This window comes from Paraclostridium sp. AKS73 (assembly GCF_025671395.1).
Classification (GTDB): domain Bacteria; phylum Bacillota; class Clostridia; order Peptostreptococcales; family Peptostreptococcaceae; genus Paraclostridium; species Paraclostridium benzoelyticum.
Genome location: NZ_JAIXHU010000006.1, coordinates 94,947 through 109,083, shown reverse-complemented (window position 1 = coordinate 109,083; position 14,137 = coordinate 94,947). Strand labels below are relative to the sequence as shown.

Annotated in this window: 19 protein-coding genes and 1 pseudogene; 3 read left to right on the top strand and 17 right to left on the bottom strand. The window is 25.1% G+C overall.

The window, feature by feature from the left end; genetic code table 11:
• Window positions 1-47 precede the first annotated feature (47 nt).
• From LEQ07_RS05910 to LEQ07_RS05870, 9 genes and pseudogenes are all read right to left on the bottom strand, one after another.
• Window positions 48-923, bottom strand: coding sequence for an ABC transporter ATP-binding protein (locus LEQ07_RS05910; protein ID WP_263329887.1), 876 nt, complete (start codon window positions 921-923; stop codon window positions 48-50).
• A gap of 38 nt (window positions 924-961) precedes the next feature.
• Window positions 962-1,168 carry an SPASM domain-containing protein gene (locus LEQ07_RS05905; protein WP_263329910.1) on the bottom strand — a complete coding sequence of 69 codons (207 nt, stop codon included), beginning with the start codon at window positions 1,166-1,168 and terminating at the stop codon, window positions 962-964.
• 86 nt (window positions 1,169-1,254) lie between these two features.
• Entirely contained in the window at window positions 1,255-2,232 is a 978-nt protein-coding gene (locus LEQ07_RS05900) for a radical SAM protein (protein WP_263329886.1), read from the bottom strand.
• Window positions 2,233-2,699: 467 nt separating this feature from the next.
• Window positions 2,700-2,837, bottom strand: a complete 138-nt coding sequence (locus LEQ07_RS05895) for a cyclic lactone autoinducer peptide (RefSeq protein ID WP_081949296.1) — start codon at window positions 2,835-2,837, stop codon at window positions 2,700-2,702.
• Window positions 2,818-3,423 (bottom strand): accessory gene regulator ArgB-like protein, encoded by a 606-nt coding sequence (locus tag LEQ07_RS05890; protein ID WP_263329885.1) that lies wholly within the window; start codon window positions 3,421-3,423, stop codon window positions 2,818-2,820. The genes LEQ07_RS05895 and LEQ07_RS05890 overlap by 20 nt, the downstream gene beginning before the upstream one ends.
• Before the next feature lie 61 nt (window positions 3,424-3,484).
• Entirely contained in the window at window positions 3,485-3,793 is a 309-nt protein-coding gene (locus LEQ07_RS05885; RefSeq protein WP_263329884.1) for a GHKL domain-containing protein, read from the bottom strand.
• Complete coding sequence (locus LEQ07_RS05880) at window positions 3,787-4,536, bottom strand: hypothetical protein (RefSeq protein WP_263329883.1); 750 nt, start codon at window positions 4,534-4,536, stop codon at window positions 3,787-3,789. The genes LEQ07_RS05885 and LEQ07_RS05880 overlap by 7 nt, the downstream gene beginning before the upstream one ends.
• Window positions 4,537-4,804: 268 nt before the next feature.
• Window positions 4,805-5,514: pseudogene (locus LEQ07_RS05875) on the bottom strand (LytR/AlgR family response regulator transcription factor).
• A 386-nt stretch (window positions 5,515-5,900) separates the two neighbouring features.
• Complete coding sequence (locus tag LEQ07_RS05870) at window positions 5,901-6,215, bottom strand: hypothetical protein (RefSeq protein ID WP_263329881.1); 315 nt, start codon at window positions 6,213-6,215, stop codon at window positions 5,901-5,903.
• 334 nt (window positions 6,216-6,549) lie between these two features.
• On the opposite strand from LEQ07_RS05870, the gene LEQ07_RS05865 reads away from it, so the two are divergent.
• Window positions 6,550-6,894 (top strand): hypothetical protein, encoded by a 345-nt coding sequence (locus LEQ07_RS05865; protein ID WP_263329880.1) that lies wholly within the window; start codon window positions 6,550-6,552, stop codon window positions 6,892-6,894.
• Between the two features lie 239 nt (window positions 6,895-7,133).
• The gene (locus LEQ07_RS05860; protein ID WP_263329879.1) at window positions 7,134-8,048 is read left to right on the top strand and encodes an AraC family transcriptional regulator; all 915 of its coding nucleotides are present in this window, start codon (window positions 7,134-7,136) and stop codon (window positions 8,046-8,048) included.
• A gap of 88 nt (window positions 8,049-8,136) precedes the next feature.
• On the opposite strand, the gene LEQ07_RS05855 is transcribed toward LEQ07_RS05860, so the two are convergent.
• Window positions 8,137-8,646 carry a VanZ family protein gene (locus LEQ07_RS05855; protein WP_263329878.1) on the bottom strand — a complete coding sequence of 170 codons (510 nt, stop codon included), beginning with the start codon at window positions 8,644-8,646 and terminating at the stop codon, window positions 8,137-8,139.
• Between the two features lie 210 nt (window positions 8,647-8,856).
• Between LEQ07_RS05855 and LEQ07_RS05850 the strand changes: the two genes are divergently transcribed.
• Window positions 8,857-9,672, top strand: a complete 816-nt coding sequence (locus tag LEQ07_RS05850; protein WP_263329877.1) for a CPBP family intramembrane glutamic endopeptidase — start codon at window positions 8,857-8,859, stop codon at window positions 9,670-9,672.
• Between the two features lie 481 nt (window positions 9,673-10,153).
• On the opposite strand, the gene LEQ07_RS05845 is transcribed toward LEQ07_RS05850, so the two are convergent.
• The 7 genes from LEQ07_RS05845 to LEQ07_RS05815 all read right to left on the bottom strand — a co-directional run bounded on the left by LEQ07_RS05845 (window position 10,154) and on the right by LEQ07_RS05815 (window position 14,134).
• The gene (locus LEQ07_RS05845) at window positions 10,154-10,945 is read right to left on the bottom strand and encodes a lantibiotic immunity ABC transporter MutG family permease subunit (protein ID WP_263329876.1); all 792 of its coding nucleotides are present in this window, start codon (window positions 10,943-10,945) and stop codon (window positions 10,154-10,156) included.
• A 4-nt stretch (window positions 10,946-10,949) separates the two neighbouring features.
• Window positions 10,950-11,420, bottom strand: coding sequence for a lantibiotic immunity ABC transporter MutE/EpiE family permease subunit (locus LEQ07_RS05840; protein WP_263329875.1), 471 nt, complete (start codon window positions 11,418-11,420; stop codon window positions 10,950-10,952).
• A gap of 26 nt (window positions 11,421-11,446) precedes the next feature.
• The gene (locus tag LEQ07_RS05835) at window positions 11,447-11,674 is read right to left on the bottom strand and encodes a hypothetical protein (RefSeq protein ID WP_263329873.1); all 228 of its coding nucleotides are present in this window, start codon (window positions 11,672-11,674) and stop codon (window positions 11,447-11,449) included.
• Window positions 11,675-11,694: 20 nt separating this feature from the next.
• Window positions 11,695-12,384: a lantibiotic protection ABC transporter ATP-binding protein gene (locus tag LEQ07_RS05830; protein WP_263329872.1), complete on the bottom strand. Its 690-nt coding sequence runs from the start codon at window positions 12,382-12,384 to the stop codon at window positions 11,695-11,697.
• Window positions 12,385-12,508: 124 nt separating this feature from the next.
• On the bottom strand, window positions 12,509-13,363 hold the full coding sequence (locus LEQ07_RS05825) for a sensor histidine kinase (RefSeq protein WP_263329871.1): 855 nt from the start codon (window positions 13,361-13,363) through the stop codon (window positions 12,509-12,511).
• 89 nt (window positions 13,364-13,452) lie between these two features.
• Window positions 13,453-13,929 (bottom strand): hypothetical protein, encoded by a 477-nt coding sequence (locus LEQ07_RS05820; RefSeq protein WP_263329870.1) that lies wholly within the window; start codon window positions 13,927-13,929, stop codon window positions 13,453-13,455.
• Window positions 13,919-14,134, bottom strand: a complete 216-nt coding sequence (locus tag LEQ07_RS05815) for a winged helix-turn-helix domain-containing protein (protein ID WP_332842955.1) — start codon at window positions 14,132-14,134, stop codon at window positions 13,919-13,921. Before LEQ07_RS05815 ends, LEQ07_RS05820 begins: the two co-directional genes overlap by 11 nt.
• Window positions 14,135-14,137: the final 3 nt, after the last annotated feature.

Below are 14,137 nucleotides of genomic sequence, written 5' to 3'. Positions count from 1 at the left end.
ACATTATGAAAAATGGCCAAAAGTTTTTAATCATTATAAAGTCTTTTTTAGAAGGTTAAACATTCGTATGCTCTCCCTTCTATATAAGCTGACATTATATCCTCTATAGTTGGCTCTATAATTGTTATATCATAATTTTTGTTACTAAAAATTGGTGTGTCATGTATAATACCTTCAAAGTACTCTCCGTAATAATTTAAACTTATGAAGGATCTCTTTACCTCTTCATTTAGTATATTTTGTTTTCCTTTAATAATTTTGTGCGAACTTATCAATGCATCTTTCCTTTCATTAAAAATAATTTGTCCCTTATCTATTAAAATTAATTTATCAGCTACTTTTTCTAAATTTAACGTTGTATGAGTGGCGTAAAAGACACCTTTACCTCCATTTTTTATGAACTCTACTAGGATGTCCATCAATTCATTTCTTAGTGATGATTCAATACCACTGGTGGGTTCATCAATTATTAAAAATTTTGCTTTATGAGAAAGTGCTATTGCAATTGAATATTTCATCCTCATACTTTTTGAAAGAACCTCTATCCTTTGATTTAATTTTAAATTAAATCTTTTTACATAATTATTAAAAACTTCCTCATCCCAATTTTCATATGCAGAAGAAATTATATTTTTCATTTCTTTTAAAGATAGATTATTGTAAAAATATCCTTCATCTAATACAATTCCTATCATATTCTTAATTTCATTTTCATTCATGTTTATATCTTTATCAAAAAAACTTATTGTCCCACAATCCTTAAGTATTTGTCCTAAAATAGTCTTAATCATTGTTGTTTTTCCAGATCCATTAACTCCGATAAATGCTGTAAAACAATTTTCCTCTAGTGTAAAACTTATATCATCTAAAGCAAAATCTCCAAAATCTTTTTTAAGTCCTTCAACTGCTAAAATATTTTCCATTTTATTCACCTTTAAAAATTTAATTCTCTATCACACTTTTAATTACTATAAAAACTTCTATGTTCACAATCTTTGCGGTCTATTGATTTAAATATAGGGTCTCCTAAATTTAAGAAGTCCTTTATATATTCAGATTTTTCATAGTAAATTTCTTTTATACTCTTTTCAAATATATTTCCTATCCTACTATTAAAATACTCTATTTTATCCATTGTACAAATGTTTATATCTCCATTATAAGAAATTCCTAAATGAGGAGTTAAAAAGCCAAAACCTTTGCTTATAAACCTTCTTCCTTCTGTAAAAGATACATTACTTTTATACTTTTTGTTTATTTTCCCAATATATCATTTACATACTTAAAATCCTGCATATTTAAATATAGTTCACTATCAGCATTTTCTGCCCTTCCCATAAAAGTTACAGGTCTGATTTGATAATCTCTAATCCCTAAATTGTGTACCCACTCTGCAATATCTTCAATTTCATGGATATTTTTTCTTGTAACTATTGTTTCTACCTTCATTTTTACGTTACTCTTAGCAAGCTTTATTATATTACTTTTTACTGTATCTAAAATATTTGGAATTTTAGAAAACCATGTTAAGTAATCATTATTTAAACTATGTAAATCAACTTTTGTATATATTTTCGAACTGTTTTTAATGATTATATCTACAATTTCATCTGATATCCCTACTCCATTTACCAAAAGTGATATATTATCAAAGTCTAACTTAATTGCATGTAATAATACTTCTTTAATATTTGTATAAACTGTAGATTCTCCACCTGTAAACTCTATTTTTTTAACACCTATATTTTTTAAATCATGTAACACTCCTTTTATATGTTCCAGTGTTATACAACTCGTCTCTATACAACTAAAATTTCCAAAACAATGCATACACTTTACATTGCATTTATTTGTTATCTCAACTGATGCAACATGTGGATATATGTATTTTTCTATTATATTCATATTAATTTTTTGTGTAGATTCTTGTTCATTGATTTTAATTCCATACAAATTTGTTATCTTATTTAAAAACATAGATAGTTTCTCTCTAGTTTTTTTGCTGCTTTCATTATGCTTTGTTGATAGTAAATATATAATTTCTTCATATGTCTTTGTTCCATCGATTAATCCTATTATCTCTACAGTATTGTTATTTAATTTATAAGTCTGAATATCATCTCTAGTTAATCTTTCATTTTTATAATTATTTTTTATGGCTAATAATGATCTACCAGTCTCATATTTTCTTATTTCTAAATCCTTACTCCAATATAAATATTTATTGACCATAACGTTCCTCCCTTTAATTTAACTTTTAAGTTTAAATCTTTAACTCAGATAATTTAATTTTAAAAATAAAGTCTAAGTCTCAAAATTTAAGTTTTTATAAGTTTGATAAAAGAGATTTATAAAAAACAATTTAATAAATTTTGCTTTATTGTAAATGTCTTATAAGTTGTTTTCCCTTTCACAGTTATAAAGTATCACTGTAAATTTTAATCATCAATAAATATACACAACTTGCAAGTATATAGTATAACTTGCTTCAAAATTCATAAAAATATGAATACATGCTACCTAAAAAACTTATTATCCCTTGAGTAAAATTTAAATCAAATCAATCAAATATATTTAAAAGTTAGTTCTTTATTTCAATTGTTTCATGCGTAAAAAAGAACTAACTTGGCTTTTATTAATAAAAATCGAGTTAGTTCTTTTATTTAATTAAGAAACTTATTTAGGGTAAATAAAGAAACTTATTTAGGGCTTTTTAATTTTTTTGGTACTTTTGGTTGGTAGCTATACCATAAGCAAGTTTTGTTAGCAGATAAATTTGCTACAGACATAGCCATATCTCCAACACATTTCATGCTTTTATCTAACAGTTTTTTCATATTTTGTGTCCCCCTTATTTTTAATTACTTGTAAAATGAGCATAAAGTTTATCCAACATAATGCTAATGCACTATACACCGTATACTCATATACTTGTTGGACTTGTGAACCTATAATTGTAAATAATAAAAATACTGTAACTCTAATTCTTGCTTTTTTTTGATTTCTAATTAATTCATCATTACTTAAAGGATTGTTAGCATGCTCAGCAGGTGATAATAAATATATACTAGTCCAATTAAGTATGCTTATAGCTATTATCATCACTTTTAAGTGTATGTCGTGTATGCTATCGGCAATTAGAATAGTCGCTAGGTACATACACAGAAAGGTCAAAATACACTTTGTATGACTGCTTGCATGATATCCACCTGAATATTGTCTAATGTAGCAATAACATCCTACAAAGACTAGTGTTTGTAAAAACTTGTTTAGAATAATTCCTAGAGCTAATACTAAAATTGAATTTATTAGTGAAGAAATTAATACTTCAAGTCCAAAAGAACATACCTCATTATCTTCACTTTCTATCAAATTTCTATCCTCTAAAAAATATGCTATCTTATCTGACAAAAGCTTTATCATATTGACTCCCTTGAAATACTTTAATTATTTTATAACACATAAAAATCTAAAAGTCTTAATTTTAGTATAACTTGTCATTATACAGTACAATTGGTATTAAAATATTTAAAATAAATTTATCCTCTGTATAATCTATTACAACTTCTCCATTATATTTTTTTACTGATTGCTTGATACTTTTTATTCCTAATCCATGTAAAAACTTATCTTTCTTATCGGTAATAACTTTTCTATCTTTAATATTTATCTTATTAGCCTTAGAATTTTCTGCTTTTAATACAAAGAAATTTTCTATTATCTTACCTTCCAAAGATATATACTTATTACAATCGTTTATCTTTTCACATGCTTCAATAGAGTTATCTAGCACATTTGAAAAATACTACATATGTCTTCTAACTCAATAAAATTACACTTATTAAAGTTTATATTACAATTGAAATTTATATTATTTCTATCACAAAGCTCTTTCTTATCACTCAAAATTATATCAAGCAACATGTTTCCACTATCAAATGTGTTATCATATCTTTTTAGCTGATTTTCTAAGTTACTTATATAATTATTTGAACTATATCCATTTTCATTGAGTTTTTTTATGCATATAATATGGTTTTTCATATCATGGTATAACTGCCTTGTTTTTAATTGGTTATCTTTAACTTTCATATAATACTTATACTGCATATCTACACTTTTTTTCATTACTTTATATTCTGCCAATAACTTACTGTCTCTTCTAATTTTTCTTATAACTAAAATAATTGAAATATTTGACAAAAATAATAGTATAGAAAAGTTTAATATATGAATTTCACTTATTAAACCTTGTTGAGAAAATTTAAATAAATATTTAAATACAATGAAAAATGATGTAATGTTCCCAATTATAGGTATTACTATGCATAAAATATCTTTCTTATTTATTTTAATTTCACTTTTACTTATCTTGTATATGCCTATGTAAAAAATCAAAAGAATTTTGCATAATAGAATAAATTCTAATCTGTAAACATTATTTGAAAGCAAACTGCTCATATCTTTAATAGAGTTAGCATCTATTATAATACTCATGCTTAATGCATCTATTCCTAATAAAACCATCCAATACATAAGTATGTTTACTATCCCTGTGTAAAAATCTATATCATAAGTTGTAATGTAAAAAACAAAAGTTAATATTATAGATATTGTTATTCTGCTATTTGGATATATCTCTGTATGTAGTAAAAAAGCATAAAAGCTATAATAAACAACATAATTATGTTGATTTTAATTTTACTAACTTTTTTTTCACTTGTATAATCAAAAATCTTTTTACATCCCCATAATTCTATTATTGAAGAAATCGTGATAACAATTTCCCAAAATAAACGGCTGTTTAACATAACGAGCTCCCTAATAAGCTTGTAAGTCTAACTTTAAACTCTTTATATTTACCTCTACTTACAGGGATTTCAATATCATTGATTATGATAGAATTATTTCTTAATTCATTTACCTTCTTTAAATTAACCAAATAGCTGTGATGGCACCTAAAAAGTTATAATTTAAAAGTTTTCTTTCAACTTTTTTCATACTAACTTCAATTGTGTAAGTCTTGTCCTTTGTGTATATAGTGACTTCTTTTCTTTGAACCTCAGCATATAAAATTTCGTCTACTGGAAGAACTATAGTTTCTTTTCTAGACTCTATAGATACTATACTATGTCTGTTTAAATACTCCGATATACAAAGCTTTAATTGTCTTTTAATTTCTTCATATTCAAGTGGCTTAAGTAAATATCTATAAGCCTTGACCTCATATGCTTCAAACACATACTGAGCTATAGCTGTTGTAAAAATTATTTCTACATTGCTATCAAACTCTCTAATTTTTCTAGCTGTATCCATTCCTGATAAATCATTCATTTGGATATCTAAAAACAAAATATCTGCTTTCTTAGGATACGATTCTAATAATTCTTCTCCTGATGGAAACTCTAGCAAATTGTACTCTAAAAACTCTTCCTCTAAAACCTTACATAGAAAATCCCTTAAAATAGATCGATGTACAAAATCATCATCACAAATAATTATTTCTAAACTCATAAAAACCTCCTTATTAAAAGTCAATCCATACTTATTTTTTCATCCCATTTCTTAAACGCCTGTTGTATACAACTAACTTAATACAGTACAGATCTTAAATTAAGTTTTTATTTCTGAATTTCATTTATATTTAATTTTAAGTGTATTTACACATTTCTTATTAGTCAATTTATATTAATTTCTATTTTTAGTCTACTGTGTTAAGTGAGTTGTTATATAGCTACATAACAACTCACACTCTATTTTCCATATCGGTTTTAATTTCAAAATTTTTAGTCTTTTCTATCTATATTTCTATCAAAATTCATATTGATATATCTTATATTTTGTTTTCTATACCCTTATTCAATATTTAAAGAGTGTATTTATTCATGTGTTTATTAAGATTAATATCTTTTATTGAAGTATATATTACAGACAATAATGTTTAGTATTATTGTGCTTATAAGAAGTAATAAAGATCCAAGTGACACCATACTTAAAGTATCCATCATAGCTGTCCAATCCTCTATATTTACTAAATGGTTAATATAAAAAATTTGTAAACATAATGATATCCCACACGCACTAAAACTGGCTACAGACATAAATTCCCAATATCTATTTCCAACCTTATTTTGCATTATGATATTACCTATTGGCAGTATACATGCAATTAATCCAAGCATTAAACTTCCCCTATTTAATAACCCATAATCCATAATAAATTTTCCTCCTACGGTTCCCACTTATATATTATTTTAAGTGAGGCTAATTATAATTATTTAGTAATTAACAACTTTGATTATATTATATATTTCATTATATTACCAATTATAAATTTATAAAGTGATTTTAGCTGTAGTTCTTAAGCTGAATATGTATACTTAATATTTAAGTTTTTATTAATATCCTAGTTCTCATTTTTAATATAATTTAATATTTTTTATTAATTATAATTTAAAATATTTTATTTATTGTCACAAATTGTCGTAATTTGTCATATTATATATTAGCTTTAAATTTAAAGCAAATTTTAATATGAGGTGTTTTATTATGGAAGTAAAATTGGAAACTACTTGTGATCAAAAAATATTTTTAACTGCTCCAACATGTACTGAGCTTATGGAATTACCTATGCTTGGCGCATATAAAGGATCATGGGGTCTATTATCTTGGGATATAGATGTAAATATAGCTGAGTTAAAATTTAAAGTAGCTGTAGCTTTATATGGTATAAGAATTGTTAATGTAGAGCTGAACCCTCAAAATCCTAAAATAGACATAGGATTTTCAGATATATTAGATGCTGAACTAGGTCTAGATGTTAATAGCAAAGAAATATATATTGATGGAACATTATTGGGTCACAAAATAAGAATAGTATTATTTAGATACTAATTTCTTATTAACGCTTAAAGTACAATTAAAGTATTTTAAGCGTTTTTTACTTTATAACCTTACATTATCTTTTAGACATAGAAAGTATACATAATTTCGTATTTATATTCAATCAGTTATATATTTATTTAAACTGTATAATAAAATAAAGAAGTTTAGAACATAGCAATTTAGGAACAACATACCCTTAGTTTAGTTACTATACTTTAATTATCACGTGATGAAGGTAGGTGCTAGCATTGAACTATAGTGATGTTATATCACAGTGTATTGAATTCATAGAAGAAAATATAAATAGCGAACTAACACCAGATTTAATTGCAAATAAATGTGGATATTCAACTTTTCATTTTTGTAGAATATTTAATATTTGCCAAGGTATGACTTTGATGGACTATGTTAAAAAAAGAAGATTATCATTGGCAGCTACAAAGTTATTTGATGGAAATAGAATTATAGATGTAGCTTTGGAATATGGCTTCGATACACATAATGGATTTTCAAAAGCATTCAAAAAAGAATATGGATTTACTCCTACACAGTATATAAAACGTATGGAGGACTATTATTTCAACAAAGAATCAGTATATAAAATTGGAGGTTATATTATGAATCCTGTTATTGTAAGTAAACCTGCATTTAAAGTTGCAGGGTATGGTATACAAACAAACATTTCAAATGGAAATTTTACTAAAGATATTGCTTCATTTTGGAGTAATTACAGTGGAGAAAATTTAGAAAGCAAAATGTATGAAATTCTAAAACCAAATAAACATGGTGAAGTGGGTGTGTTCATCCCATCTGATGATAAAAATGGAGATGCTATATACCTTATGGGTGTAATAGTTAATGACTTTGAATCTGTTACAGAAGATATGATTACCATAGAAATTCCAGAAGCAACATATGCCGTTTTTACAACTCCTCCAGTAGATACAAGCAACGATTCATCCCAAAATGATTTTGCAAAAACAATAAAAGCTACTTGGAAATATATATTTGAAGATTGGTTTAGTAAAAGTGATTATGTATTTGATGAGGGTAAGATAGATTTTGAGTTTTATGATGAGAGATGCCACTTTAGAAAGGATACAGTTATGGATATTTATGTTCCTGTATTAAAAAATAGTTTTTTAGATTATATAGGTTTATAAGTAAAAAGAGCAATATTTAAATTGCTCTTTTTATTACTCAAATATATATTTTTTAATACTTTTATTTTAAAATTTGTATATAAAAATTCTAATTGTACATTACTATTCCAGTTATTAAAATCCCAACAAAAACCATAACAACCGTACTGCAAATCGTTACGAAGTTTTTCACTTTAACTTTATTTTTAAATAACTTTTCAATTACTGTATAAATACCTATTCCAATAAGGCCTCCAACAGTATTTGTAATTATATCAGTTGTATCCGTAGCCCCTAACCCTAGTATATACTGAATACATTCAAATGCTAAACTTGTCCCCATTATGATGTAAATATTATTAGATATTTTAGATGTTGGATTAATTATATTTAAATAAATACCTAGTGGAATAAATAATATCACATTTCCTACAATATCTAGTTTATTAAAATTACCATTAATTATATCATTAAATGGAATTAGATTAATAGATCTAAAATATTCCCTATTTCCAAACAACTGTAATGGAGTTGAATATTTAAATAAAATCTCCCCTACTACAACTAAAATATAAAATATAAACCCCGCAATAAATAAATTATTAATTGTCTTTTTCATTTTAAACCTCCCTCGATGTTATATTTTACCAAAACTTAGTAAAAAAGATAATATTTCAAATTAAAATAAGTTCCCTCATGTCGCATTTATATAAAGTTACATTAGTTATTTTTAAAATATACCTTACATATTAATTAATAGTATAATTAAATATATCCAGTTTTTGTAATTAAGTAATTATCAAATATCAAAAGTTTTAAGGGGGACGTAATGAAAGAAATTAAGATTTGGAAAATGGCTCTAATATGGTTTGGAACAACCTTTTTAGTCTCTTTGGGAGAAATACTATATTCGTTATCAAGTTTTGGCATGGCCTTAAGTAATATACAATTTGCTTTTATTATGTTTTTATCAATACTAGTCATAACATTAATATCAGGTAAGGTAAATTCAAACTTATTAAAAGAACGATTTTATAACTTCAAAAAAGTCTCTAATACAAAAGAAATATTAAAAGTGGTATGTACTCAGATATTTTTATCTTTTGGTCTAGCTAATTTAAGTATTGGAATTTTAGCAATTGCTAATCAAAACAAAGCTTTAGAACTTTTAAATGATTCTTGGGGAAATCCAACTAATTTTATGGACTTGATACTTCTTCTTATTGTATTAGTGATATTAGCTCCAATTTTAGAAGAAATAGTTTTTAGAAGAGTTCTTTTTAAAAGACTCAACATGAGATTTAGTTTTATTTTTTCATCAATTGTATCTTCTTTAATATTTGGACTTGGCCACGAAACTTTAGGGATGTTAGGGGCTATGGCCTTTGGTATTGCTTGCTGTGTACTATATAAAAAATATAATAATTTAGTAGTATCCATCTCAGTACATTCACTAAATAACTTATTTGCAGGTATTTTTATAGCTATAAGTTATTTTACTGGTACGTTAAATATAAAGGTAACTAATATTACTAACTTGGAGATTGCATTTTATTTAATATCTGGTGGATTAGTTACTCTAATAGGTCTAGTAATCTTTATTAAATTTATTATTAAAAATAAGAAGTACCTAGTATCAAATTAAATAATATAGAAGAGTTCCCTCATGTCGTATTTAAATGGAACTATATTCAACCTAAAATACATGAGTAATTCTATATTTTATTATTTAGATTACTGAATTGAAATATAACTACCTTCTTAACTACATTTTTTACTAATGTTAATCATTTTTTATTGAAAATACCCTCTCAGTGATTTAAACTAATAAAAAACAAATTAGAGAACACATATGAAAAGAAAATATATAATTATAATCATAGCTCATTTTCTCTAAAAGGATTTACCTACTAAATACCTAATTCTTAAAAATTAAAACAATAAAAATATTTATTGAAAAATGCTATTAAAATATAAATAAATTTCAATAGCATTTATTTCTTCCTTAAATCTACCTTTTCTACAACTTCACAATATACGAACTATATAGTTTATATATAATCACATTAAATCAGCTACATAAAATTCAAACCGTAAATCTAAAATATTTCTTATTTTATTTATTATTAAGAACTCTTCATACCCTCCCAACGTTTAAACCATAATAGTCCAATAATACATATAACTAAAAAAGATATAATGGCAATAGCCATACCTTGACTTAATACCTCTATAAATAAATTTTTTAAAATACTACTATCTACATTTTTTAATGTCTCATAACCTTCAAGATTAAATATAGGTATAATCCCCAGTCTACCTGGCCAAGCCCATGGTATAAACTTCCAAACTTTATCTCCCAGACCTGTTTGCATTAAAGCTCCTAAAAGTGTTCCTCCTACAGTTATTTGCATTGTAAGTCCTATTCCAAATCTCATGCTCATAATTAGATATAGTCCATATAAAAATAATGACGCTATTGTTGTAAAAAGTGTTCCTTGTAAAAATACCCCGTATTGAATATATGCTTCTGGATAAACAAATTTTATACCTAATAATAAAATTCCTACAGATACAAACATGTCTACTATAGTAATTAAAATTATCATAAACAATTTACCAAGATATATAGTATTTCTTGATAAAGGGACTATTAGCAATCTTTTAAATTCTCCAGCTGAATCCTCTCCCATAATATTAAGAACTGTTAAAATTCCTGCCATCATTGGTAATCCTGCACTTATAACTGAAAAATACAAAGTATACACTCTAATCTGAAAAGTATAGTCGATTTTGTAAAAATATATATAAGCTACAAATGATATTGAAAATAGTATCGGAAGTAATACTACTATATATCTAAATGCTGTTCTTTTAGTTTTCATCCAATTTGATATGATAGCTCTTATTAAATCCATAATTTTAACGAGCCTCCTTTTTAGCAAACCATAAACTAGTTAATATCGATAATACTATAAACCCTACAACAGATATAAATATTCCTGTTGATATTACTGAAGGATCTAGTAAAGGACTTGTACTTTCTAAAATTAATCCATTAGGACGTAATTTTAAAATTGGACACATAAGTCTTATATTTAAACTCCAAGGACATAAGTACCAATTAGCTTTTGGTGCACTTAATACTCCCCATAAAACCCCTATACATGTTATAATTATTCCTGAAAAAGTACCAAAGTTTTCTGATAAAAATAAACATATCGGAATTAATATAAGCGTTGTAATCCAAATTACAAGAGCTCCTAAAAATAAACTACCTACAGGAATTAAAGAGCTATTATGAATAAATTTAACTGCTAACAAATATAAGACAAACATAATTGATGCTAAAAAAGTATAATAAGATACAACTAAAATCTTACTAATCCACATCTTTTTTAAATCTATATCTTTAGATTTTAATGTTCTATAATTTCCAGCCTTTTTTCTCTAAGTGCTATAAGCGAACATAAAATAGCAATAGAAAATGGCATAAAGAAAACACTCCACCAATTCGTTGAATTAGTAAAAACATATCTTTCAATCTTAAAAACTTCAATCAATATATACATTGGTGCAATATAAAAAAGTTTTTGTGAAAAAGTTCTTTTATATCTTAAATTTTCTGATTTAAGCATATTAATCATTTTAAAATCCTCCTTATTTATTAAACCGTAATAATATTCATAAATAAAGCCTCTAGGTCTTCATCTTTATTGACTTTATTTTGATATTCTAATTTTCCTTTATATATAATTCCTATATCTTCTGCTAGTTGATGTACTTCTGATAAAATATGACTTGAGAAAATAATTGTTATTCCCTTATTTTTTAGTGATTTAATTAATTTTCTTAAATCTTCTATACCTAAAGGGTCTAGACCATTTGTTGGTTCATCTAATATAAGAAGTTTTGGATCATTTAAAAGAGCTATAGCAATTCCAAGTCTTTGTTTCATTCCTAATGAAAATTCTCCTGCTCTTTTTTTACCTGTATTTTTTAAATCTACAGTATTTAAAACTTCATCTATTTTACTATCTGGTATATTTAAAAGCTTTGTGTGAACTTTTAAATTTTCTCTTGCTGTTAAATTCCCATAAAGTGCTGGCGATTCTATAAGAGCTCCTATGTCATTAAGATCTTTTCTACTCCACTTATGTCCATCAATAATTATTTCTCCACTAGTTGGATACAAAAGACCTGTAATCATTTTTAATGTAGTAGACTTACCTGAACCATTGGGTCCTAAAAATCCGTAAATACTAGCTTTTCTTATTTTTAAATTTATAGAATCCACAGCCGCTTCTCCTTTAAATTTCTTTGTTAAATTCTTTGTTTCTAAGAAATATTCACTCATTTTTATCTCTCCTTATTTATCTTTATATAAATATACTAACAATCAAATCTAAGGTTTTTCTAAGGAAATCAAAAAATTTAATTAGATTATTATAGACACGAAAAAGCTGAATGACTATGTCCAATCATTCAGCTTTTAATTCATTATTATATTTTTTTAATTCTACTATGTAAAATTCTATAGTAGCTCCACCATACTCATTATTATATGCATTTATTTGTCCACCGTAATTATTAACAATTTTTTTTGCTATATAAAGACCTAACCCAAAATGATTTTTATAATTTTCACTTTGATAAAAGGCATTGAAAAATTTTGAAGGATCTTTTTCATTGAACCCAGTACCTGTATCACTACATTCAAATTTAATCTTTTTATTAGAAGGTTCATCATATACTTTAAGAGTTATATTCCCTTTGCTTGTAAACCTTAAACTATTAAAAAGTATATTATCTAATACCCTAGTTAACATGGTACTGTCCAACATATAGTTTTGTTTGCTCAAATTTATTTTAAATTTAATATCTATATCCTCTTCTCTAGATATATTTTTCAGTTCTAATTCTTTTTCTTTTAAAAGTTTTTTTAAATCTATCTCTTCATTTCTTAATAAAAAACATTCTCCATCTACTTTATAAATTAAAGATAAATTGCTAGTTAAATTAACCATTTTATCGCAGTTTTTATTTATTATATCCATATTGTCGTCCATATTATAATTAGGAATAGTTTTTAAATCTTCTATTATTTCAATTTGGCCTTTTATTACAGTTATCGGAGTTCGTATATCATGAGCAATAGAAGAAATCATTATTTTTCTTTCTTCATCCAATTTAGACAGTTCTTCAATATTGCCTCTAAGGACTTTTACCATAGTATTAAAAGATTTTTGAATCTTATTGAATTCTATACCTTGTACTCCATCAACATAGAAATTTAAATCTCCATTACAAATTTTTTCAGAGCCATTTAAAAGCATTTCTATATTTTTTGATATAGATTTATATAATTTAGAAGTAAATAAAGATAAGTATATTATAAAGTATATTAGGGGCGAAAATAAAATTGTTAAATATATAATAATAATTCCTTTACTAGATTCAAAATTATTTTTATAAAAGAAAAAGGAGCTTTTACAACGTAAATAGCTTTTATATTATTATCTTTAACTATTCCTATATATCTATAAACATAACCATTGATAGCTTTATCTTGATTTATAGAATTTAGCAAGTTAAATTCATCATTTTTGATTCCTCTTTCGCCATATAAATGATTTCCTTTTAAGTCTATTACTTCACCATGAATCTCTTTACTATATTTTTTCATGTCTATAATATTTCCATTTAAAATACTATCTCCTGTTTCTTCTACTTCCTTTTCTATTTCATAAATATATCTCATATAATAATCTGTTGTTTTAGCATTTGTATACCTCATAATAATTATAGCTAATATATATGTTATTAATATTGAAATAGCTGTATATATAACTATCTTTAAAACTAAATTGTAAAAATCTCGTTTTATAGTTTTATTTTTCATTTTTTACTTCCCACTTATATCCTCTTCCATAAACTGTAGTTATATAAGAGTTCTCTTTGTCTAATATCTTTAATTTTTTCCTAATATTTTTTATACTTTCTGTAATAGTTTCTAAATAGCTCTCAGAATTTAATCCCCATACATTATCAAAAATTTTCTCTTTTGAAAGTACTACTTTCTTATTCATAATTAAAAGTTTTATAATATT